The organism is Rhizobium sp. SL86 (assembly GCF_026672545.1).
In the GTDB taxonomy this organism is placed as follows: domain Bacteria; phylum Pseudomonadota; class Alphaproteobacteria; order Rhizobiales; family Rhizobiaceae; genus Neorhizobium.
Genome location: NZ_JAPPRJ010000002.1, coordinates 781,246 through 804,739, shown reverse-complemented (window position 1 = coordinate 804,739; position 23,494 = coordinate 781,246). Strand labels below are relative to the sequence as shown.

Here is a 23,494-nt window from a genome sequence, read left to right as displayed (position 1 = left end):
GGGCTGATGGCGGATAGAGTGCCGATGAAAAAACGCGTCTTCTTTTATGTCCAGCACCTGCTGGGGATCGGCCATATTGTCCGGGCAAGCCGGATTGCCGCGGCCATGCAGTCCACCGGTCTCGAAGTGACGATAGTGACCGGGGGAAAGCCGGTCGAAGGCTTTCCCGGATCTTTGCTCAACCATGTCGAGCTGCCGCCGGTGATCGCCTCGAACAGCGGCTTTTCCGGGCTTGCGGATGTCGACGGTGTGCCGGTGGACGATGCCTTTCTGGCGAGACGCACTGAGCTCCTTCTGTCGGCCTTCCGGGACTGTGATCCGGATGTCGTGCTGATCGAGGCCTTTCCCTTCGGGCGCCGCCAGATGCGGTTCGAACTTCTGCCGCTCCTCGAGGCGATCAAATCCGCGCCACGCCGGCCGCTGCTGCTCAGCAGCGTGCGCGACATCCTGCAGGAAAACCGAAAGCCTGGCCGGGACGAAGAGACGGTTCGCCTTGTCGAGGACCATTTCGATGGTGTTCTGGTGCATGGCGATCCCCATTTCGTACGGCTGGAGGAGACCTTTCCGTTGGCGCAACGGATCGCCGACAAAGTGCACTACACCGGCCTTGTGGCTCCGGAGCCGCCCGAGCCGGCGCAAGACCGTTTCGATGTCATCGTGTCGGCTGGCGGTGGTGCGGTTGGCGCCGCTTTGATTGGCGCTGCAATTGAGGCACAGGCGCTGCTGCAGGATCCGCGCAGCTGGTGCCTGATCACCGGCCCGAACCTGCCGCAAGAGGATTTCGATCGCCTGTCCGGCCTGACGCCGGCGCATGTGACGTTGGTGCGTTTCCGCCGGGATTTCCCCAATCTTCTGATGAATGCAACGCTGTCCATTTCGCAGGCCGGCTACAATACGGTTGGCGACCTCATGCGAGCAAATTGCGCAGCAGTTCTCGTTCCCTTCGCCTCCGGCGGAGAAACCGAGCAAACCGTCAGAGCCCAAAAACTGGCCGCGCTTGGTTTTGCCGAAGTGGTGCCGGAAGAGGGGCTTGGCGGCGAGCAGCTGGCTCAGGCCATTCGCAGGCTTGATCAGAAGAACGCGCGACCGCGCATTCCCGTCGCGGCCGATGGGGCTCGTCGGACTGCCACGCTGATTGGTGAGATGATCGCCCGCCGATCGTGATCAGCTGCAAAACACGTCGGAGTCTAATACATCGTCATAAATATGTAAGTCGTCTGCCTGTTTGTGCTGTAGGCTCAATACATGATTCGTCCGCCTCCCTTGTGGCGGTATTACTCGCGATATTGAGCTCATTGATGAAGACGCATGTAACTTCCGATATATTCAATCTTGCGCCGATCCCGATGTGGATCGAAGACTTCAGTGAAGTGAAGCGGCAGTTCGAAGAATGGCGCGCGCAAGGCGTAACTGACATCCGCGGTTTCCTGCGCGCCGACCTGCAACGCATTGCCGACTGCGCGAGCCGCATCCGCGTCATCGACGTCAATCGCAAGACACTCGAGGTTTTCGAGGCGAGCGACCTGGCGCATCTGACCGACAACCTGGGTCAGGTTTTCCGCGGCGAGATGCTGGAGAGCCACATCAACGAGCTTTCGGCGCTTTTTGACGAACGGACCGAGTTCGAGAGCAATACGGTCAACTATTCCCTGTCGGGCCGGCGAATGGACATCCAGCTGCGGGGAACCGTCATGCCGGGTTTCGAGGCAACTCTGGAGCGGGTGCTCCTGACCACGGAAGACGTGACGGAGCGCGAGGATGCATGCCGTGCGGAAGCGAAAAACCGCTGCTACGCGGAGGGCATCTTCGAACATTCGCCGGTTTCCCTGTGGGTGGAGGATTTCAGCCGGATCAAGCAGATGCTGGAGGAACTCAGGATCTGCGGCATCGTCGACTTCCGGGTCTTCACCGATGTCCATCCGGAATTCGTGCGCCAGTGTATGAGCGAGATCCGCGTCATCGACGTCAATCAGGCGACGCTTGATCTGTTCTGTGCCGAAGACCGCCAGACGCTTTTCCATCGCCAGAACGAGATCTTCCGCGACGAGATGGAGAAACATTTCAAGGAACAGCTGATCGAGCTCTGGAACGGTAATCTTTTCCACCAGCGCGAAGTGGTCAATTATGCGCTCGATGGTTCCGAGCGCTATGTTCTGCTGCAATTTTCCGTGCTGCCGGGGCATGAGCATGACTGGTCGCTTGTCCAGGTCGCGCTCACCGATATCACCGCCCGCAAGAAGGCGGAGGCCTATCTCGAATATCTCGGCAAACACGACGTGCTGACCAAGTTGCACAACCGCGCCTTCTATATCGACGAGATGAACCGGCTGGAGCGCAAGCCGCTGCGTCCGGTCTCCGCGATCATGATCGACCTCAATGGGCTCAAGGAAACCAATGACAGCCTGGGCCACGATGCCGGCGACGCGCTTCTACGCCGGCTGGGCGAAGTGCTGAATGGCGCGGTGCATCGGCCCAACCATGCTGCCCGCATTGGTGGTGATGAATTCGCCGTGCTGATGCCCGGTGCGGACCGCCAGGCGACTCATGCCATGGCCGACACGATCCTCGAACTGCTGAAGATCAACAATCAGTTCTATTCCAGCGCGCCGCTCAGCATTGCCATGGGTCTTGCGACGAGCGAGGACGGGGAGAAGATCGAAGCGGTAATAAAACGCGCTGACGTGATGATGTACGAACACAAGCGCGCACAGCATCTTCCCGGTGGATCGCTGATGCGGAAGGGCTGACCGCTCGCTGACAATTGCAGCGTTTTTACGAAAAATTTTCATCGTGACTGTTTTCGCTTTATGGTCCCAACAGAACCGAAAACGCTCGTATCCGTCTTGAATCGCACACAAATTGGGCTACTACTTCCCGGAAACGCATTTCGGACAAGGAGTGGAGGATAAACCTTGCCCAAAAGTGAAAAAATATTCATTGCTCAAGATGGCCTTCATACGCAGTCGCTGCAGCAGGCTCTGAACGAAACCGCCGCGCAGAGCATTCGCCTTGTGCTGGGCCCCGGCGTTCATCTTTCTGGCGCGCTTCGCTTGCCGTCTGGCACCGATCTTCATCTGTCGGACGAGGCAGTCCTCCAGTTTGTGTCCGATTACGATGCCTATCGTGACAACCGTGTCGGCGTGATCGCGGAATCCTCCGATACGGCGATGATCCTGGCTGAGGACGCGTCAGACATCAGGATCGGCGGCAAGGGTCTGATCCTCGGCCCCGGCCCGGATTACATCGTTGGCCGGCTGGAGGACATGGGAACCCATGTCCCGGCTGCCTTGCGTCCGCGCGTTCTGGTTCTGAAGGGGTGCCAGGGGGTAAGGCTCGAGGATTTTAGGATCCAGTCCTCGCCGATGTGGACGATCCACCTGATTGCCTGCCGCGATGTGATGACAGAGCGCCTGTCGATCGACAATGACCGGGAAATGCCGAACACCGACGGGATCGTCATTGATTCCTGCGAAGGGGTTGTCATCCGCCACTGCGATATTGCGACGGCCGATGATGGCGTGGTGCTGAAGACGAGTGCCGGGCCGGATGGTTCGCCTGTCGGAGCCTGCCGGAATATCACCGTGGAACATTGCGAGATCGAAAGCCGCAGCTGCGCATTGAAGATCGGCACCGAAACCCATGGCGATGTGGAGAATATCCGCTTCAGCGATTGCAGACTTCCACGCTCCAACCGCGGCATCGGTCTGTTTTCGCGCGATGGCGGGCTGATCCGCAATATCGAGGTCTCCCGTATCGAAGTCGACACGCATGAGACGCCGGACGGGTTCTGGGGTTCGGGCGAAGCGATCACGGTCAATGTGGTCGACCGCCGGCCGGGCAGGCCGGCGGGACGCATCGAAAATATCGTCTTCGAGGACATCTCGGGCGCCATGGAGGGTGCGATCAATCTCGTGGCTGACAGCCGGTCGGGCATTGCCAATCTTCGATTGACCCGCATTGGCCTGGCGCAGGTGGACGGTCCCTACCGGGGCCACACCTATGATGTCCGTCCGACCCATTTCGATCTGGCGCCGTCTCCGGATGCCGCAGGCCGTGCCAATGCCTGGGTGAAGGATGAGAACGGCAAGGTGATTGGGCTCGTCCCTTATCCGGACGGAATGCCGGCGCTCTTTGCGTCCAATATCGAAAACCTGTCGATCGAGGATGTCCAGTTTTCCCGCCCCTCGCCATTGCCGAACGGGTGGAACGCCGAGGCAACCGTTATCCTTGAGGGCGAACCGGTGGTCTGGTCGGCGCCCTAACGACTAGAATTGGGCTCTGGAGGAGGGGCCGGCTGATGAAGCGTATCCGTAAACTCGATAACTTGCTGGCCCGCCTGCAGGAGCGCATCTTCGTGCCGCTTCACGTCGAGGTGCCGCTGGTCTATGCGCCGGCGGCGGCAAGCGAGAGGGCCAGCATGGTCGCCTCCGACCGCAACGGGTGGGCAACTGTCAGCCGCGACCTCATTTGGGGCGAGCCGGACGGCTATTACTGGTTCGGTGGACGGGTGCGGCTGCCGGAGGGTGTCGATGGTCGACGGATTGTCGTTCATGTGGAAGCCGCCTTCGGCAACGTGATGGGCCGCAGTGATCCGCAATGCCTGGTGCGGGTCGATGGCGCGATCCGCCAGGGAGTCGATGGCAATCACCGCGAATTCCTGCTGACCAACGCAGCGAAGGCGGGGCAGGAGTTCGACATCCTGATCGAGGCCGGCACGATCGAGGACCGTCGGCAGTTGGGATTCTCTTGCCAGCTGAAGATCCATGACCTCGAGGTCGACGACCTCTATTATGATCTCCGCGTTCCGCTGGATGTGGCGCGCCTTCTGGCCGAGGACGATCCGCGCCGCCACTTCATCCTGAATGCCATCGAGGCGGCAATCGACCTGATCGATCTTCGGCCGGGCGATGATGCGCGTTTTCGTACCTCGATGGAGAAGGCGAGGGCGGCAGCTGCCGTCATTTATGCGGCGCAGGATTTCGAGGACAAGCCAACCGTCGTTGCGACCGGCCACACGCATATCGACGTCGCCTGGCTGTGGCGGGTGCGCGAAACCCGGCAGAAGATGGCGCGCTCCATGGCGACCGCCCTGTCTCTGATGCAGGACTTTCCCGATTACCGCTTCATGTACAACCAGTGTGTCCTGCTGGATTATCTGGCCGAGGATTATCCGGAACTTTTCGACCGGATTTCCACCGAGGTGAAAAGCGGACGCTTTGAGATCGAAGGCGCGCTCTGGCTGGAGCCGGACGTCAACATCGCCGGCGGCGAGGCTCTGGTGCGCCACATCCTCTACGGTGTCGCTTACCACCGCCAGACCTTCGGTGTCCGACCGAGGATGATCTGGTTGCCGGACACCTTCGGTTATTCGGCCTCGCTGCCGCAACTGATGGAAAAGTCCGGCCTTGATACCTTCGTCACGCACAAGCTATCGTGGAACGATACCAATCGCATGCCGAACGAGACGATGTTCTGGCAGGGCATCGACGGCACGAAGGTCGTCGCCTATTTCCTCACCACCCAGCCCTACGATTCAAAGAGCATCGGCACCACCTACTGCCCGAACCTGAAGCCGACCCATGTGATGGGCACCTGGCGGCGGCACGGGCAGCAGGCGCTGAATTCCGAACTCTTTCTGGTCTATGGCCATGGCGATGGCGGCGGCGGGCCGACCCGCGAGATGCTGCAGAACATTCGCCGCATGGAGCGCGGCATTCCGGGCTGCCCGAAGGTGGAGCACGCGCCGATGCGCCCCTTCTTCGAGCGGCTGCTGTCGCGCATGCAGGCACAGCCGGAGCGTTTTCCCACCTGGGTCGGCGAGCTTTACGCGGAATTTCACCGCGGCACCCTGACCTCGGTTGCCAAGAACAAACGCAACAATCGCCTGGCGGAAATCGCTCTGCGCGAGATCGAGACGCTCGCCGTGATGGCCGAGCAGTTCCGCAACGTGCCCTATCCGGCAGACGAGATCCGAAAGCTCTGGGATATCGTGATGCTGAACCAGTTCCACGATATCCTGCCGGGTTCTTCGATCGGCGCCGTCTTTGACGACAGCGACGAGGACTATGCTCGCTTCTTTGCCGCGACGGATACGCTGCGGCAACGCTTGGCGGATGCGCTTGCGGGACGTGGCGAACCGATGCTGTTGAATGCGGCGGGACGTGCCCGCAGCGGTCTGCTGGTGAGCGAGGTTTCGCCTGCGGGTGGCGATGCGCAGGCGATCGTCCGGGCCGATGGTTCCGCAGCCTATCTGCTTGCCGTCAGCGACGTTCCGGCGCTCTCGCTTGCGCCCCTCGACGCGCATCTCCGCTCTGAGCCGGATGAGCTGTCGGTCTCCGAGACGCATTTGGAAAATGACAGGCTGTCGATCCGATTCGATGCGCTTGGCCGAATGACCTCGATCATCGACAGGCAGACCAGCCGCGAAATCCTGCCGGAGGGCGGGCTCGGCAACCAGTTGCAGGCCTTCCGCGACATGCCGGCCCAGTATGACGCTTGGGATATCGATGCGGATTTTGAGGACCAGCCCTATGCCATCGATCGGCTGGCGAGCGCGACGGTGGTCGAGCGCGGCCCCTTGCGCGCCGCCATCCGCTTCGAATGGCATTACGAGCGCTCACGCATCGTCCAGGTGGTGTCGCTTGCAGCCGGGGCTGCCCAGGTGGAGATCGACTGCTTCATCGACTGGCACGAACACAATACCCTGTTGAAGACGGCCTTTCCGGTGGCGGTCAATGCGGCCTCAGTCGATGCGGAAATCCAGTTCGGTCATGTGTGCCGGGCAAGCCACCGCAACACCTCCTGGGATAGCGCCCGCTTCGAATGTTCGATGCAGCGCTGGGTCGATGTGAGCGAACCGGGTTTTGGCGTCGCGCTGCTGAACGATTGCAAATACGGCTACGACGCCAAGGGAAGCATGGTGCGGCTGACACTGTTGCGCTCGCCGACCTATCCGTGGACTGAAGCAGACCAGGGCGAACACCGGTTCCGTTATGCCCTGTTGGTGCATGGGGGCGAAAAACTTGCCGTGCACGAGGCGGCAGAGGACTTCAATCTGCCGCTCCGGCTGTTGCATGGGCGCGGCGAGGCATCCGGTTTCGACGCTCCGCTTGTCACCATCGAGACCGAAGGTGTCTCGCTGGAGGCGATCAAGCGGGCGGAAGATGCAGACGGTGTCATCGTTCGCCTTTGGGAGACCTGCGGGCGCCGTCGCCAGGCCTCGCTGCGGCTGCATCCACGCTTTGTGCGCGCGGAGCTTGTCGATCTGCTGGAAGAGGGCGGGGAACCGCTGGAGCTTGCGGAGAACCACCTGACGCTTGCCTTCAAGCCATTTGAAATCGTGACCTTGAGACTGAGGGGAAGCCGATGAGCGGCGGGAACCAGCACTTTGCCCATGTCATCGACGCGTTCCCGGAGGGGGAAAAGTCGTTCGTCGAAATTCCATTCCAGGTGGGCGAGGATATCGAGCGCATCGAGGTGAGTTATCACTTCCCGTTCGGTGGCGGCGGAAGCGTGATTGATCTCGGTGTCGCCCAAAACGGGCGCATGCGCGGCTGGACCGGCTCCGAGCGTGGCCACATCACGATCGAAGAGGATCGCGCGACGCCGGGCTACGATGCCGGACCGCTTGCCGGTGCGTGGCATGTGGTGCTCGGCATCGTCAAGATCGGCCCGAACTGCAAGGTCGATCTGGACATCCGGCTGATTGCCCGCACGCCGCGCTGGGTGGTGGGTGACCTGCACAGCCATTCGGAACATTCCGATGGCGGTGTGACGGTGCTGGATGCCATCTACAGGGCACGTTCGGCGGGGCTCGATTTCGTGGCGGTCACCGACCATAACACCGTCTCGCAAAATGCGATCCGCCCGGATGATCCTGGCATTCTGGTGATCCCGGCGATGGAACTGACCTCCTTTTATGGCCACACCAATTTCTTCGGCCTGGAAAAGCCGGTGGCGGACTGGCGTTGCCGCTCGCCGCAGGACGTGGCGGACAAGATGGCGGAGGCGCGGGAAAACGGCGCGACGATCGTCATCAATCACCCGTTCCAGAATTCCGATGGTGGACGCTGGCAGGCGGGCTTCGAGGTCGATTTCGACGCCTACGAGATCTGGAACGGCAACTGGTCGGTGATGAACGAGCAGGGGATTGCCTTCTGGCAGGAGCTTTTGTGTTCCGGGCGCAAGATCCCGGCGACCGGCGGCAGCGATTTTCATCTGAAGAACCGCCGGCGTCACGGCTGCCCCGCGAACCGGCTTCATGTGGAGACACGATCCATCCGGGGCATCCTGGAAGCGGTGCGCAAGGGCCGCAACGTGATCACGTTCCAGCCCGACGAAACCATGGCCGTTTCGGCTGCTGCCGAACTTCCCATGTTTGGCGACAGCGTGGCAGCGGGCGAGACGATCGGGGTGCGTTTTTCCGGGCTTGTGGCGGGTGACGAGATCCGCACCGTCACGGAAAACGGTGTGGTTGCGCGTGAGCGGGCAACGGACACAAATCTCATTCTGGAAAGACCGTTCGAGGGACGTTTCGTCCGTTTCGAAGTCTGGTACGGTGATCGTCCAAAGCTCTTCACCAATCCGTATTATGCCGAATAGGAGTGGCGCGTGGACAAGCGGTCGGACCGTAAGGTCGGCATCAAGGATGTCTCCCGGGAAGCGGGCGTCGCCCTCAGCACTGTATCGCATGTCCTGAACGGCACGGCGCCCATCTCGCAGGAGGTGCGGGTTCGGGTGCTCGATGCAGCAAGACGTCTGGGTTATCTCGCCAAACGGCAACAGAAGGGGGCTATCGCTTCGCTGACGACGCTTTACCTCGTCGTGCCACCGGCAAACCTGCCGCATAATGATCTGAACCTCGTCTCCTGGACGCTTTTGACGGCGCTGTCGCGCGAGTGCGAGCGCCGGGGCGTGCGGATCGTCGCTCATAATGGCGCGCCGGACCTCAACGGCGCCGATATCATCGCCGGCGCGCGTGCGGCGGGTGCCGAGGGTATCGTTATCGTGTTCGATGACAATCCCAAGCTACTGAAGGCGCTCGGTACTTCGGACATAGCCGTCGTTCTGCTGAATGGCGAAGATCCGACCATGAGCATCGACACCGTGGCGCCGGCCAACCGCTACGCAGCGCGGCTGGCGACCGACTGGCTGATCGGCCACGGCCACCAGAAGATCCTGCATCTCACCTGGCGTGGACGCAGCACCATCCAGCGACGGCTGGACGGCTTTTTCGATGCCTATGAGCAGCGCGACCTGTCGCGCGATCTGGCAGGTGTCCTCTATGCACGCGGCTATGAGCCCAATCACGGACGTGACGCGCTGCGGCAATTCATCGAGGAGCACCAGGGGCTGGATGGCTACACCGCCATCTTCTGTGCGGCCGACAATCTGGCCATAGGTGCGCTCGCCGAATGTCATGCCCAGGGGTTGAAGGTGCCGGACGACGTGGCGGTCGTCGGTTTTGACGGCGTGGCGCCGGTGGATCTCACGGTTCCCTCGCTGACCACTGTCCGGGTCCCGCTCGAGGCGCTGGCGGCGGCGACAATCCAGGCGCTGGAAAAGCGGCTCTCCGTGGGCGCCAGCGACAATCCGACCTGCCGGATCGAACTGGGCTGCCGGTTGATCGAACGGGAAAGCGGCGGCGCCTGATCCGACTTTCCGTCACGAAAATGAAAATATTTTTTCATCTTGATTTTTCAAGCAACCTGACCAATCGTCTTATTTGAGGCGGATGAGGAGAGATTTCAGGCGGACATCCGCGTGTTCTCGATAAATGGGAGGATGAACATGCAAAGAAGAGAAAATATTTTCATCACATCAATCGGCGTTCTGCTTGGAACCTGTATGGCGACCTCGGCCTTCGCGTTCCAGGAGTCGCCGATGCTCAGCGCGCTGGTCAAGGAAGGAAAACTTCCGGCGGTTGAACAGCGGCTTCCTGAAAAACCGACAGTGGTCCAGGTGCCGGAAGTCGGCCAGTATGGCGGCGACTGGCGTCGCGCCTACAAGGGGCCCGGTGACCGTTGGGGACCGACCAAGCTCATGGAAGAGCGCGTGGTCAAGTGGTCCCAGAAGCCGGGTGGTCCGCTGAAGCTGACGCCGGGTTATATCTCCTCCTATTCGGTCAGCGAGGATTCCCGCGAATTCACCTTCACGCTGCTCAAGGGCCTGAAATGGTCGGATGGCCATCCGGTTACGACGGAGGACGTGCGCTTCTGGTATGAGGATGTCTTCCTCAACAAGGCGATCCTTGCCAATATCGACCAGACGCTTGCGCCCGGCGGCAAGCCAATGAAGCTGGAGATCGTCGACGAACAGACCTTCAAAGTGAAGTTCGAGCAGCCCTATGTCTACTTCCTCGAAATTCTCGCGAAGGATTCGACCGGCGACCCGAGCCTTGACCGCCCAAGCTTCATCTTTCCGAAGCACTATATGAAGCAGTTCAACAACAAATACGTCTCTGAAGACGAGTTGAAGGCAGCTGCGGCCAAGTTCGGCGTTGCCAAGTGGACCGATCTCTGGGGCTCGAAGGGCGCCGCGGCCGCCTGGTGGCAGAACCCTGAGCTTCCGGTGATCACCGCCTGGAAGATCGAGAAGCCGGCACCGGCAGATGTCGTCACCATGGTGCGCAACCCGTATTATTACGCAGTGGACCAGGCCGGCAACCAGCTGCCCTATATCGACCGCATCTCGCACCGCCTGTTCAGCGACCAGGAAGCGTTCAACCTGATGATCGTGCAGGGCCAGATCGACATGCAGATGCGTTATGTCGAGCCGCAGGACTTCACCTTCTACAAGGAGAACGAATCCAAGGGTGGCTACAAGGTTCATCGCTGGACGCAGGCACAGACCTGGTCGCTGGTGCCGAACCTGAACATGAAGGACGAGGGGCTGCGCGCGCTCTTCGAAAAGAGCGATTTCCGCCAGGCGCTCAGCATCGCGATCGATCGAGAGACGATCAACGAGCTGATCTTCTCCGGCCTTGCCGAAGCCCGTCAGGCTTCGCCCGTCACCGGTTCGCCGAACTATGATCCGGAACTGGAAAAGCATTGGGCCGAATATGACCCGGACAAGGCCAATGCCCTGCTGGACAAGGTCGGCCTCGACAAGCGCGACGGAGAAGGCTTCCGTCTGCGTCCCGATGGCAAGCGTGTGCAGATCGTTGTGGAAATGCAGCATGCGAACGGCCCGAAGACCATGGAAATCGTTGCGGCCAACTACAAGGATATCGGCATCGAACTCCTGCCGCGCATCATCGATCGCACGCAGTGGGATGCCAACCGCGACAACAATAATTTCCAGATGCAATGGTATCCCTTCGACCGTCTGTCGGTCGTGGCGGCCGATCCTCGCATCATGATGGGCAATGATTCCTACGCGCACCAGTATTACCTCTGGTACTCGACGAAGGGCACGTCCGGCATCGAGCCGCCGGCCGATCATCCCATCCGCCGCGTCTTCACCGATTGGGACAAGGCCTCCAAGGCATCGAACCGCGAGCAGGCGGACACGGCGCTAAACGATCTCATCAAGACCTTCGTGACCCAGGGCTGGGTGATTGGCGTCGTCGGGGAATCTCCGGCGCTGTCCATCGTCAAGACGGACTTCAAGAACTTCCCGGACGATCTGATCGAAGACGACATCACCCGCGGCATCGGTCTCGGTGCCACGCAGCAGATGTGGATGAAGAAATAGCCTGCTCCTCCGTCGCATGACCTGGTGCCCGCCATCCTGGCGAAACAGAACGGCGGGCACCGGTTCTTTCCTGCACATTCATTCCTGGTTCCAGGCGAATATCGGTCTTGCCAGACAAGATGCGACGTTCGTTCAGGGCCGGAGGGTCCGAAATGTTGAGTTATATTGGCCGGCGTCTGATGTGGGCGATCCCCACACTGATCTTCGTGTCGTTCATTTCCTTCGTCATCATCCAGCTGCCGCCGGGTGATTTCGTCACCGCCTATGCGGCACAGCTGCGCAACAGCGGTGATTACATCACCGAAGCGCAGGAGGCTGCCTTGCGCGCAGAATGGGGTCTCAACGACCCTCTTCTCGTGCAGTACTGGCGCTGGATTTCCAACATCATCTTCTATGGTGATTTCGGTCGCTCGCTCGAATGGAACTCGGCGGTCAGCGACCTGATCTGGGAAAGGCTGGGTCTGACGCTCGCCATCTCGACGCTCAGCATGGTCTTCACCTGGCTGATCGCCATTCCCGTCGGCGTTTATTCCGCCACACGGCAATATTCCGTGTTCGACTACGTCTTCACCGTCTTCGGTTTCCTCGGCAAGGGCGTGCCGGACTTCCTGCTGGCGCTGATCCTCATGTGGATGACCTTCGTCTGGCTCAATATGGATGTGGGCGGCCTGGTGTCTCCGCAATTCGAGGGCCAGCCCTGGGATCTCGCCAAGTTCGGCAATATGCTGACGCATATCTGGATCCCGCTCCTGGTTCTGGCAACCGGCGGCGCTGCGGGCCTCATCCGCGTGATGCGCGCCAACATGCTGGATGAGTTGCGCAAGCCCTATGTCGAAACGGCCTATGCACAAGGGTTCGGCGAACGCACCGTCGTCTGGCGTTATCCCGTGCGCGTTGCGCTCAACCCATTCATCTCGACGGTCGGCTGGGCACTGCCGGCGCTGTTTTCCGGCGACGTCATCACGGCCGTCGTCCTCAACCTTCCGACAACGGGTCCGCTGCTTTTGCAGGCGCTCAAGATGCAGGACATGTATCTGGCCGGCAGCTTCATCCTGATCCTCAGCGTCTTCACCGTCATCGGGACGGTGCTCTCCGACATCCTTCTTGCGCTCTCCGATCCGCGCATCCGGTTCTCATGAGGCGCACATGACCGATCTTCAGATTCTTCCGCCGCAATCCTTCACGCCGCAGGCCCCGCCGCTGGCGCCGAAGGAACAGTTCAATGCGGACGCCACCTATACGGCCAAACCCTGGACACTGATCTGGTGGCGCTTCCGCAAGCATAAGCTCGCCGTCGTCTCGCTGGCCTTCATGGCAATTCTCGGCTTCCTGGCGCTTTTTGCGGATTTTATGTCGCCCTATACGCCAAACACGATCAGCCGGCTCAACACGTTTGCGCCGCCCAACGTCGTGCGTATCTTCCACGAGGGCCAGCTACACCGGCCGTTCATCTACCCGATGAAACGCGCCCGCGACATCGAAACCGCCCGCGTCATCTATCAGGAGGATCGCGGCAAGGTTCTGCCCATCCGGTTCTTCGTCGCCGGTGAGACCTACAACCTGCTCGGGCTCGTCGAAACGAACATCCATTTCTTCGGGATCGATGATCGACGCCAGCAGATCAATCTGCTCGGCACGGAGTCGCTCGGCCGCGATCTCTTCAGCCGTCTGCTTTATGGCGCCCGTGTCACCCTGTCGGCCGGCCTGATCGGCGTTGCCTTCTCCTTCGTGCTCGGCCTCGCGCTTGGTGCCATCTCCGGTTATTACGGCGGCTGGCTCGACTCGATGATCCAGCGGCTGATGGAGTTCATCCGCTCGATCCCCACCATTCCGCTCTGGATGGGGCTTGCGGCCGCACTGCCGATCGCCTGGGATCCGCTCTTCGTCTACGTGCTGATCACGATCATCCTGTCCCTGATCGGTTGGACGCATCTGGCGCGTGTGGTGCGTGGCCGCTTCCTGTCCTTGAAATCCGAGGATTATGTGCTCGCGGCGCGTCTTGCCGGTGCATCGGAATATCGCATCGTCACCCGCCATATGCTGCCGGCCATGACGAGCTACATCATCGCCGCGGTCACGCTGGCGATCCCGGAAATGATCCTCGGCGAAACGGCGCTCAGCTTCCTTGGCCTCGGTCTTCGCCCGCCGGTCGTCAGCTGGGGCGTTCTTCTGCAGGACGCGCAGAACCTGCGCACCATCTCGCTCGCCCCCTGGCTTCTGGCGCCGGGTGTCGCTGTCATCCTCGTGGTTCTCGCCTTCAACTTCATCGGCGATGGCCTGCGTGATGCGGCAGACCCCTATGGCCAATGACGGAATTTCATCATGACGCTTGCTTTTAATCCCTCCCAGCCGCCCATGCCGCCCGATCGTCTGCTGCAGCTCGATGATGTCGGCGTGCATTTCCCCACCCGCGACGGGCTCGTCAAAGCCGTCAACGGTGTCTCCTACCACGTCAACAAGGGCGAGGTTCTGGGCATCGTCGGCGAAAGCGGCTCCGGCAAATCGGTGACCGCGCGTTCCATCATGCGGCTTCAGCCGAAGAATGCGATCAATGCCAGCGGCACCATCCGCTTCCGCCGCAAAAGCGGCGAGGAACTGCTGATCAACGAGCAGGACCGTTTGAGCCGCACGATGCGTGACTTGCGCGGCAATGAGATCGGCATGATCTTTCAGGAGCCGATGACGGCGCTCTCGCCGGTGCACACGATCGGCACGCAGATTGCCCGCACGGTGATGCTGCATCGCAAGGTCTCGAAGGCCGAGGCGCGCGCCCGGGCGATCGAACTTCTCGGCAAGGTGCAGATGCCGCGGCCGAACGATATCGTCGACCGTTACCCGCATCACCTCTCCGGCGGCATGCGCCAGCGTGCGATGATCGCCTTGGCACTCGCCTGCGATCCGGCTCTGCTGATCGCCGACGAACCGACGACCGCGCTCGACGTGACGACCGAGGCGCAGATCCTCGAACTGCTGAAGCAGTTGAAGGACGAGATGAACATGGCGATCGTGTTCATCACGCACAATTTCGGCGTGGTTGCCGATATCGCCGACCGGGTCGCGGTCATGTATCTCGGCCGTGTGGTCGAGACGGGTACCGTCGACGAAATCTTCTATGAACCGAAGCACCCCTATACGCAGGCGCTGTTGCAATCGATCCCGCGCTTAGGCCAAAGCCATGGGCGTCGTTTGCGTACGATCGCCGGCATGGTGCCGGATCCCTTCAATGTCCCGACAGGCTGTTCCTTCCACCCGCGCTGTATGAAGGCTGTCGGTGGCGTCTGCGACGTGCAAACGCCGGACGATGTCCTGTTCCCGAGCGGCCAGCGTGCCCGCTGTCATTATGCGGGTCAGACCGCCCTTGCGGAGGCTGCGCAATGACCCAACCGTCAAAGAACGCACCCGCTGCCATGCAGGACGATACGATCATCTCCGTGCGCAGTGCGCGCAAATATTTCCCCGTCCAGGAAGGCTGGCTTCGCACCATCAAAGGTTATGTGAAGGCCGTTGATGACATCACCTTCGACATCAAGAAGGGTGAAACCTTCGGGCTTGTGGGAGAAAGCGGTTCCGGAAAATCCTCGATTGCACGTCTGATCCTGCGGGCCTATGACCTGACGGGCGGCGAAATCCTGTTTCGTCGTTCCAATGGCGAGGTGGTGGACGTCTCGACACTGTCGGACCGGAGCCTGCGTGAGATCCGCCGTGAAATGCAGATGATTTTCCAGGATCCTTATTCGTCGCTCAACCCGCGCATGACCCTGCTGGAACTGGTCGGCGAGCCGATGGTGATCCATGGCGTCGGCAGCGAGGGGGAAATTCGCGACCGCGTGGCTGACCTGCTGCGGCTGGTCGGTCTTCGCCCGGAATATCTCAACCGCTATCCGCACGCCTTTTCCGGCGGCCAGCGTCAGCGCATCGGCATTGCCCGGGCGCTCGCGCTCAATCCGAGCTTTATTGCGGCCGATGAGGCGGTCTCCGCCCTCGACGTGTCGGTCGCGGCGCAGAACATCAACCTGATGCAGGATCTGCAGGAACAGTTCGGGCTGACCTATCTGTTCATCACCCACGACCTCGGCATGGTGGAGCATATCTCAGACCGTATCGGCGTGATGTATCTCGGCCGCCTGATGGAGGTCGGACCGACCGACGAGATGTTCGCCAAGCCGCAGCATCCCTATACGGAGGCGCTGCTGGCCGCCGTCCCACAGCCGGACCCGCGCGGCAACCGCACCCGCAAGCGCGTGCCGCTGAAGGGTGAAATCGCCGATGCGATGAACATCCCAACCGGCTGCCCCTTCCATCCGCGCTGCCCCTATGCCGATGTCAAATGCCGCGGCGAGGTGCCGGAGTTGCGTATGCTGCCGTCCGGCCGGCAGGTACGCTGCCATTATGCGGAAACGCTGGATCTCGTCGGAGTGGCGGCCGCATGACGATGGTGGATGTTCGAACAGGTGCGCTTTGCGAGCTTCTCGTCGAGGGGCAGGATGAGGATGCGCAGCTTGCGGAACGACATCGGCCGCTGCTGATGCTGGATGCGGCAGAACCCTTCCGCCCTCTGGCGGCAGGCTTTGCCGTCTACCGGCAAGAGGCGCAGTCGCAGTCTTCGAAGTTTCGTATCCGCCCGGTTGCCGCCAGCGTTGTCGAATATGCGATCTGGTACGACTGGGACATCCAGCATCTTTATGATCTCGAACATGTCTGGGTGCATGTGGACGTGGCGGGCAACGTGGTGAAGGTGGAAGCCTCGCGCCATGGATCGCGCCGGGTGATGCTTCGCCCCGATGGCAGTCTGCCGGTGCGCGCCGGTCGGCCTGTCCTTTGCCTGGAGCCGGGAAAACACGCCCATTGGGCGGATGGCGCGGAAATGCAGCAGAAGGCCGGTGCGCTGATTGCCGCGATGTGCGGCGCCTTTGCCGGCGACCAGGGCGTTCATCTCTCCAACCGCTTTTCCGATCGTGGGCTGGTCACCGCCACACCCCTCGAACAGCGGCTGGCACGGCTGAAGATGAAGCGCATGGCCTTTGCGCCGAGCTTCGATTTCACGCGCGACAGTGACGGGGAGGGCGGGATTGCACTCGTTCCCTGGGCGGTGCTGGAAAGCTGGATTCCGCTCAGGGTGGCCTCGCTGGTGCGCGATCTGCAGCGCGACGTTCCACATCTGACCGCCGTTTTCCTCGATTGTGGCGACACACTCGCCGACGAGGCGACGGAGGAAAAGATCCCCGGCACCGAGATCGTCACCAAGGCGGAGCTGATCCCCGGGGCGGCGGAGACCGTCCACCGGCTCGTTGCCTCCGGCTATCGGCTTGCGCTGGTGGCGGATGGCCCACGCCAGACTTTTGAAAACATCCTGGGTGCCCACGGTCTGTGGGATTGTTTCGAGGCGCATATCATTTCCGGCGATGTGGGCGAGTTGAAACCCTCCGCAAAGATGTTTGCCGCAGCCTGTGAGGCACTGTCGCTCGACGACGCAGAGCGCGCATATTGCGTCATGGTCGGCAACAATCTGGAGCGGGATATTCTTGGCGCCAACCGCTTCGGGCTGATCAGCATCTTCCTCGGCTGGTCAAAACGGCGCAGCCACAAACCACGCCTGCGGCGCGAGCGGCCGCGATTGTCGATTGCCCATATCTGGCAGCTTCCAGAGCTGCTCGAACGGATAGAACTCAGCCTGCCGTCGAAAGATGCGCCCGCAACGGCCTCTGCGCGGGGGAAGGATAAGCCATGACATTCTCCAAGAAGCGCGCCGCCGAGGCGCCACCAACCGGTTTCGTCGTTCGCCAGGGACAATCCGTCACCGCCTGGGCGATGTCTCCCGCGAAGGCCGATTATTATCCCGGCGAACCGGCGCTCGCGGAAGACCGCGTCGCCTACCGCTTCATCAACGGCTTCGTCGATGTGGGCGATCTGCCGTGCCGGATCGCGCTTTGGAACGAGGTGAAGACGCGCAGCGTCGCTCTACAGGATTTTACCGTCGAGGCACTGAACCTGCCGGGCTTTAACCGGCGCGTCGAATTCTCCGGGTTCTGGCACCGGCCGACCCGACTGTCCCGCTGGCTGAAAAACCGGATCATTGTGCCTCACGACGGAGAATACCGTTTCCGCCTTGCCACCTGCGGCGGCGTCCACATCTGGGTGGACGGCGTTCTGGCGACCGCATTCGAGCCGTTCCGGCGCAACAAGGAAAGCCTTACCGAAATCGCGCTGCCGCTGACTGCGCGCGGATCCGAGGTGGTCGTCCTCTGCGAAGAACTCGCTGAACGTGATGCGCTCTGGTATTTCGAGCTAACGCTTCTTTCACAGGAGAACATCCTGGTCGATCTGCCGGTCGAAAGCAGCGAAGAGACGCTCGATCTCCTGAAGGAACTGGCGACGAGTGTGCGGCCGGCGCCGTTGCATGTGAAGGACGGCCGGCTAAAACTGCAATTCGAACAGGCCGCCACCGTGGATGTCGCGGTCGAAGGCAAGGTGCTGGCGAGCGTGCACATGCGCGACAAGCCGCCGCTTCTTGACGCAAAGGCGGTATTGAAAGCCGGCGAGCGGATGCTTGATCTTGCCGATGTGCTGCACCTGCCCGACGGGTTCCATGCCCTCGACCTGATCTTCCGGGTCAGCGATGTCAGCATTGCCCGGCATATCGGCTTTGCCACGCTCCGCGAGGCAAAGCGTGATCTGCACCCGCTCGGCCTTGCCGCGCGCAAGAGAGCGGCACTGGAGTTTGCGGCAGAGCATGGCGAGCAACGGGCGGGCAAGGCGATTGCCTGCCTTGAGATCGGCAGACCGCTCGACGACTGTTTTCATGAGGTGATCGGCAATACGCTCGCCTCCATCAATGAGCGACGGGACTGCTCGGATTTTGTCATGGTGCCGCTCCTGTGGGTCTATGGCTGTTACCGCGACAGGCTGCCGGAGGACCTGCAGCAGGCGATCCGCACCGCCATCCTCGACTACCGTTATTGGGTGGATGAACCCGGCAACGACGTGATGTGGTTCTGGAGCGAGAACCACGTCCTGTGCTTCCATGTCTCGCAATATCTGGCAGGGCGACTGCTGCCACGTGCGGGGTTTGCCTGCTCGGGCCGCACCGGCCGCGAACAGGAACAGCTTGCCACGGACCGGCTGATGAAATGGTTCGACAGCGTCGAGGCGCACGGGCTCGCCGAGTGGAATTCGGCTGCCTATTACCCGATCGATTTCATCGGCCTGCTGGCGCTCGAGCATCTCGGCGACGGGCAGATCAGGCTGCGTGCCAAGGCCCTGCTTGACCGCCTGTTCACGATGATTGCGCTGCACACGCTGGGCGGCGTTCCGGCGGGTTCGATGGGCCGCGCCTACGATAAGGAACTGCGGGCCGGGCCGCTGACGGAGCTTGCCCCCTTTGCAACGGTCGCCTTCGGCGAGGGCTGGTTCAATCAGGGCGTCGCCGCCCTTCCGATGTTTGCCGCCAGCCATTACGCACCGCCGGAGACGCTGGATGCTTTGACATCGCCGCCGGCCGGCGAGGCGCTGACCGCGCATTACGTACAGGGACATGACGAGGCGGCGCGGCTGGTCCTCTACAAGACGGCGAATGTGCAATTGTCATCGATGATGGATGGAAAGCCCGGTGGCCGCGGCCATCAGCAGCATGTCGTCGATCTTCGTTTTGCCGGCGATCCCTTCGCTCGCGCCTGGGTGAACCATCCGGGCGAAGACGATCCCTGGGGAAGCCAGCGCCCCTCCTATTGGGCAGGCAACGGTTCCATGCCGCGCGCCGCGCAGCACGAGAATGTTGCGTTGCTGCTCTACGATCTCGGCGAGAGCCCGCGGATCGGCTTTACCCATGCCTATGTCGAGGCGGATGCCTTTGACGAGGTGCAACTGACGGACAATTGGCTGATCCTGCGCAGCGGCAAGGGTTTTGCCGCGCTGACCGCAACAGGACACATCGAACCCATCAGCGGCGGACCGGGTGCCGGTATCGAGTATCGCGTTGCCGGCACCAAATGCGGCTGGGCCGTCATCGTGGGTGAAGGCGTGGACGAAGCCGCCTTCGCCCGCTTCAGGCAAAGCCTTGCCGGCTACCGGCTGTTGCTCGACGCCGACCTGCCCCGGCTGCACTTGGCCAGGCCGCAAGGTCCGGAACTTTCGCTCGACTGGCAGGATGGCCTGTCGGTCGATGACACGCCTTATTCCTTCCCGAACCGCACGCTCGAGCCGGCCATACGGTCGCTGGATGCCGTTCGTTTCTGAATGCCGATTTGACAATACAGGATCTTTGCCCATGCTGATGCAGCCCGATCTTCTTTCCCAGACCCTGTCGCGCGTTGCCGTGGGACTTGCCCGCCTGAAGGGCATCAATGAAACGGCAGCCGTCTCCGACAGCTCCTATGACCTGCAGTTCGACGAGTGGGACTGGGAAGTGGGGGTCGGCATCTATGGCCTCATCCGCCATGCGGAAGCGGTTGGCGACAAGTCGCTGATCGAAGCGATTGCCCGCTGGTACGACTGGCAGATCGGCCGTGGCCTGCCGCCGCGCCAGGTCAATTCCTCATCCCCCATGTTGCCACTTGCCGTGCTGATCGACCATGTCGACCGTCCGGACTGGGAGGAACTGGTGAAGGACTGGGCCGACTGGCTGATGACGAAGTTGGCCCGCACGGAGGACGAAGGTTTTCAGCATGTGGTGAAGGAGCGCCTGAACGATGGCGAGCTCTGGGACGACACGCTGTTCATGACCTGCCTGTTCCTGGCGCGCGCCGGGCAGCGTTTCGGCCGGCAAGACTGGATCGAGGAGGCGTTCTACCAGTTCATGGTGCATGAGCGTTTCCTCGCCGATCCTGTGACCGGCCTCTGGTACCACGGCTGGACCTTCAACGGCCGGCATAATTTTGCCAATGCCTTCTGGGCCCGCGGCAATTCCTGGATCACGGTGGCGATCCCCGAGCTCTTCAGCCTGGTGGAGGTGATCCCGGACCATCTGCGCCGGCATCTGACCTACATTCTCCGCGCGCAGGTGACGACACTCGCAAAACACCAGCGGGAGAACGGCATGTTCACCACGCTGGTCTGCGACCCCGACTCGCCGGAAGAGACCTCGGCGACCGCCGGCATTGCGTATGGCATCCTGCGCGGCATTGATCTCGGTTTGCTGGATCCAGAGCTGAAATCGGTCGCGCGCAAGGCGCTCACCGCCGTCCTGCAGCGGATCGACGATACCGGGATTGTACTCGAAGTCTCGGACGGCACGCCGATGGGCCATACACTCGATTTCTACCGGCAGATCCCTAACGTGCCGGCCCCTTACGGCCAGGCGCTGGTGATGTTGCTTCTGGTCCGGGTGATGGCGGAAAAGGAAGGGCTGGAGGGCTGATGCCCTCCGGAGGAGATCAGGCCGCGTAACGGCCGATTGCCAGATCCTTCGTCTCGATATCGGCCTTCCGACCGCTGACGATGTCGGCCAAAACCTTGGCGGAGCCGCAGCTCATGGTCCAGCCGAGCGTTCCGTGGCCGGTGTTCAGATAGAGGTTGCGCACCTTCGTGGCGCCGATCACCGGCGTGCCGTCCGGCGTCATCGGGCGAAGGCCCGACCAGAAATTCGCCTTCGACACGTCGCCGCCCGGGAAGAGGTCGGTGACGGAATGTTCGAGCGTGCGGCGGCGCGCTTCGCCAAGATCGTTGGTATAGCCGGAGATTTCCGCCATGCCACCGACGCGGATACGGTCGCCGAGCCGGGTGATGGCGATCTTGTAAGTTTCGTCCATGACCGTCGATTCCGGTGCGCGCGAGGCATTGGTGATCGGAATGGTCAGCGAATAACCCTTGACCGGATAGACCGGCAGGTTGATGCCGTGCGGCTTGACGAGAAGCGGCGAATAACTGCCGAGCGCCACCACCACTGCATCCGATGCGATCGTACCACGATCGGTCACGACGCCCTTCGCCTCGCCGCCCTGAACGTCCAGCCCCTTGATGTTGACGCCCCACTGGAAACGCACACCCATGCCGGTCGCCTTTTCGGCGAGGATATTGGTGAACTTGAAGCAGTCGCCGGTCTCGTCCTTCGGAGTCAGAAGCCCGCCGACGATCTTGTGGCGCACATGGGCGAGCGCCGGCTCGACTTTGATGCAGCCTTCTGGATCGAGCACCTCGAAGGGAATGCCATCGGCCGCCAGCGCCTTGACGTCCTTGGCGGAGGCATCGAGCTGGGCTTGCGTCCGGAACAACTGCAGGGTTCCCTGCATGCGCTGGTCGTAATCCACATTGGTTTCCGTGCGCACTTCGGCAAGCGCCAGGCGGCTGTAATCGGCAAGCCGCAGCATGCGGCTCTTGTTGATGGCATAGCGCTCCGAGGTGCAATTCATCAGCATCTTGAGCATCCAGGACAACATGGGGCCATCGAGCTTGGGCCGCAGGATCAGCGGCGCATGCTCCATGAAGATCCACTTCAACGCCTTTTGCGGAATGCCCGGCGCCGCCCAGGGCGAGCAATAGCCGAAGGAAACTTCGCCTGCATTGGCAAAGCTTGTCTCCAGCGCAGGACCCGGCTGGCGGTCGAGGACAGTGACCTCGTGACCGGCCTTGGCGAGATAATAGGCGGATGTGACGCCGATGACGCCCGCGCCCAGAATGGTGATCTTCATGATGGTCTTCCCCGTCTTCTTGTTCTGTCGTCAGAGATAGGTGCGGTGGTAACGCTGGCCGATGCTGGTCAGCACTTCCCAGGAAATCGTGCCGGCAAGTTCTGCCACCTCTTCCAGGGATTGATGTGGCCCGAGAAACTCGACCGTCGAGCCGAGCTTCAACGTTCCTTCCGGCAGATCGCTGATATCGATGATGGTGCTGTCCATCGACACGCGTCCGACGATCGGCAGCCGTACGTTGCCGTGGAAGAAGGCGCCGCGATTGCTCAGCGCCCGCAGGATGCCGTCGGCATAACCGAGCGCCACTGTGGCAAGCCGGCGCTCCTGCGGCGCGACATAGGTGGCAGAATAGCCGACCGATGTTCCGGCCGGCACCGTCCGGGTCTGGATGACGGCGCCCTCGATGCGAACGACCGGCTCCATCGGCCGGTCGAGAAGATCGGTCGGCCGACCGCCGTAAAGCGCGATGCCGGGGCGCACCAGCGCCCCGCGAAACGCTTCGCCGAGAAACGAGCCGGCCGAATTGCCGAAGGAGACCGGAACGCCCGGGAAGATCGCCGCAAAACGGCGCATCTCTTCCGCCTGGGCTGCATTGTGCGGATCTTCCGATTCATCGGCGCAGGCGAGATGGCTCATGATATAGCGAATGGCGATGCCATCGAGGAGTGCAGGGTCCGCCGCAAGCCCCTCTGCCTCTTCCGCCGACATCCCGAGACGCGACATGCCCGTGTCGAATTGCAGCAGCGCCGGAAGAACCTTGGCCGATAGCTTTGCCGTGCTGCGCCAACGGCCCACCTGTTCCAGCGAATTCAGCACCGGGACGATCCCGAGCGCTGCGCAATCGGCCTCCGTGCCAGGCTGCAGGCCGTTCAGAACGTAGATTTCGGCGTCGGAGCCAAGCAGCGGGCGAAGCGGCAGGGCTTCCGCATACTGCGCCACGAAGAAATGCCGGCAGCCCTCGGCATACAGTGCCGGGGCGACACGCTCGGCGCCGAGCCCGTAGGCATTGGCCTTGACGACGGCGGCGGCCCCTGCGGGAGCAGCCGTCCGGGCAATCCGTCGATAGTTGCGGCGCAAAGCGGTGAGATCGATCGAAACGAAACCCGGCGCGCCGGCCTTTTCCCAGTTCTGTGTGGAACGCATGTCCATGGCCAACCCCGCTAGCCTGTCTTTGCCAT

16 protein-coding genes are annotated in these 23,494 nt (G+C 61.6%); 14 read left to right on the top strand and 2 right to left on the bottom strand.

The features are described 5' to 3' along the window. Window positions 1–6 precede the first annotated feature (6 nt). From OU993_RS15915 to bglB, 14 genes are all read left to right on the top strand, one after another. Entirely contained in the window at window positions 7–1,164 is a 1,158-nt protein-coding gene (locus OU993_RS15915) for a glycosyltransferase family protein (RefSeq protein WP_268159014.1), read from the top strand. Window positions 1,165–1,298: 134 nt separating this feature from the next. Continuing rightward, window positions 1,299–2,747, top strand: coding sequence for a sensor domain-containing diguanylate cyclase (locus OU993_RS15910; protein ID WP_268159013.1), 1,449 nt, complete (start codon window positions 1,299–1,301; stop codon window positions 2,745–2,747). A gap of 165 nt (window positions 2,748–2,912) precedes the next feature. Further along, window positions 2,913–4,262, top strand: a complete 1,350-nt coding sequence (pglB, locus tag OU993_RS15905; RefSeq protein ID WP_268159011.1) for a polygalacturonase PglB — start codon at window positions 2,913–2,915, stop codon at window positions 4,260–4,262. 35 nt (window positions 4,263–4,297) lie between these two features. Then, window positions 4,298–7,369 (top strand): alpha-mannosidase, encoded by a 3,072-nt coding sequence (locus tag OU993_RS15900; protein WP_268159009.1) that lies wholly within the window; start codon window positions 4,298–4,300, stop codon window positions 7,367–7,369. Then, window positions 7,366–8,601, top strand: a complete 1,236-nt coding sequence (locus OU993_RS15895) for a CehA/McbA family metallohydrolase (protein ID WP_268159008.1) — start codon at window positions 7,366–7,368, stop codon at window positions 8,599–8,601. The genes OU993_RS15900 and OU993_RS15895 overlap by 4 nt, the downstream gene beginning before the upstream one ends. Window positions 8,602–8,610: 9 nt before the next feature. Then, window positions 8,611–9,651, top strand: coding sequence for a LacI family DNA-binding transcriptional regulator (locus tag OU993_RS15890; protein WP_268159006.1), 1,041 nt, complete (start codon window positions 8,611–8,613; stop codon window positions 9,649–9,651). Between the two features lie 231 nt (window positions 9,652–9,882). Further along, window positions 9,883–11,694: an ABC transporter substrate-binding protein gene (locus tag OU993_RS15885; protein ID WP_268159004.1), complete on the top strand. Its 1,812-nt coding sequence runs from the start codon at window positions 9,883–9,885 to the stop codon at window positions 11,692–11,694. Window positions 11,695–11,846: 152 nt separating this feature from the next. Next, entirely contained in the window at window positions 11,847–12,833 is a 987-nt protein-coding gene (locus tag OU993_RS15880) for an ABC transporter permease (protein WP_268159003.1), read from the top strand. Window positions 12,834–12,840: 7 nt separating this feature from the next. Beyond that, a complete protein-coding gene (locus OU993_RS15875; protein ID WP_268159001.1) occupies window positions 12,841–14,004 on the top strand; it encodes an ABC transporter permease in 1,164 nt (387 codons plus the stop codon). A gap of 12 nt (window positions 14,005–14,016) precedes the next feature. Next, on the top strand, window positions 14,017–15,072 hold the full coding sequence (locus OU993_RS15870; protein ID WP_268158999.1) for an ABC transporter ATP-binding protein: 1,056 nt from the start codon (window positions 14,017–14,019) through the stop codon (window positions 15,070–15,072). Next, window positions 15,069–16,124: an ABC transporter ATP-binding protein gene (locus OU993_RS15865; protein WP_442792972.1), complete on the top strand. Its 1,056-nt coding sequence runs from the start codon at window positions 15,069–15,071 to the stop codon at window positions 16,122–16,124. Before OU993_RS15870 ends, OU993_RS15865 begins: the two co-directional genes overlap by 4 nt. Next, entirely contained in the window at window positions 16,121–17,422 is a 1,302-nt protein-coding gene (locus tag OU993_RS15860; RefSeq protein WP_268158997.1) for an HAD family hydrolase, read from the top strand. The genes OU993_RS15865 and OU993_RS15860 overlap by 4 nt, the downstream gene beginning before the upstream one ends. Further along, window positions 17,419–19,926: a hypothetical protein gene (locus OU993_RS15855; RefSeq protein WP_268158995.1), complete on the top strand. Its 2,508-nt coding sequence runs from the start codon at window positions 17,419–17,421 to the stop codon at window positions 19,924–19,926. The genes OU993_RS15860 and OU993_RS15855 overlap by 4 nt, the downstream gene beginning before the upstream one ends. Before the next feature lie 31 nt (window positions 19,927–19,957). Continuing rightward, entirely contained in the window at window positions 19,958–21,046 is a 1,089-nt protein-coding gene (bglB, locus tag OU993_RS15850) for a beta-galactosidase BglB (RefSeq protein WP_268158993.1), read from the top strand. Between the two features lie 16 nt (window positions 21,047–21,062). Here the strand turns inward: bglB and OU993_RS15845 are convergent, their stop codons facing one another. Both OU993_RS15845 and alr read right to left on the bottom strand, forming a co-directional pair. After that, entirely contained in the window at window positions 21,063–22,316 is a 1,254-nt protein-coding gene (locus OU993_RS15845; protein ID WP_268158991.1) for a D-amino acid dehydrogenase, read from the bottom strand. Between the two features lie 30 nt (window positions 22,317–22,346). Next, a complete protein-coding gene (gene alr, locus OU993_RS15840; protein ID WP_268158989.1) occupies window positions 22,347–23,465 on the bottom strand; it encodes an alanine racemase in 1,119 nt (372 codons plus the stop codon). Window positions 23,466–23,494: the final 29 nt, after the last annotated feature.

Bases quoted from the DNA above. Each gene is read 5' to 3' on its own strand.
- OU993_RS15915 (WP_268159014.1), top strand. From the start codon at position 7: ATGGCGGATAGAGTGCCGATGAAAAAACGCGTCTTCTTTTATGTCCAG.
- OU993_RS15910 (WP_268159013.1), top strand. From the start codon at position 1,299: ATGAAGACGCATGTAACTTCCGATATATTCAATCTTGCGCCGATCCCG.
- OU993_RS15900 (WP_268159009.1), top strand. From the start codon at position 4,298: ATGAAGCGTATCCGTAAACTCGATAACTTGCTGGCCCGCCTGCAGGAG.
- OU993_RS15895 (WP_268159008.1), top strand. From the start codon at position 7,366: ATGAGCGGCGGGAACCAGCACTTTGCCCATGTCATCGACGCGTTCCCG.
- OU993_RS15885 (WP_268159004.1), top strand. From the start codon at position 9,883: ATGCTCAGCGCGCTGGTCAAGGAAGGAAAACTTCCGGCGGTTGAACAG.
- OU993_RS15880 (WP_268159003.1), top strand. From the start codon at position 11,847: ATGTTGAGTTATATTGGCCGGCGTCTGATGTGGGCGATCCCCACACTG.
- OU993_RS15875 (WP_268159001.1), top strand. From the start codon at position 12,841: ATGACCGATCTTCAGATTCTTCCGCCGCAATCCTTCACGCCGCAGGCC.
- OU993_RS15870 (WP_268158999.1), top strand. From the start codon at position 14,017: ATGACGCTTGCTTTTAATCCCTCCCAGCCGCCCATGCCGCCCGATCGT.
- OU993_RS15865 (WP_442792972.1), top strand. From the start codon at position 15,069: ATGACCCAACCGTCAAAGAACGCACCCGCTGCCATGCAGGACGATACG.
- OU993_RS15860 (WP_268158997.1), top strand. From the start codon at position 16,121: ATGACGATGGTGGATGTTCGAACAGGTGCGCTTTGCGAGCTTCTCGTC.
- OU993_RS15855 (WP_268158995.1), top strand. From the start codon at position 17,419: ATGACATTCTCCAAGAAGCGCGCCGCCGAGGCGCCACCAACCGGTTTC.
- bglB (WP_268158993.1), top strand. From the start codon at position 19,958: ATGCTGATGCAGCCCGATCTTCTTTCCCAGACCCTGTCGCGCGTTGCC.
- OU993_RS15845 (WP_268158991.1), bottom strand. From the start codon at position 22,316: ATGAAGATCACCATTCTGGGCGCGGGCGTCATCGGCGTCACATCCGCC.
- alr (WP_268158989.1), bottom strand. From the start codon at position 23,465: ATGGACATGCGTTCCACACAGAACTGGGAAAAGGCCGGCGCGCCGGGT.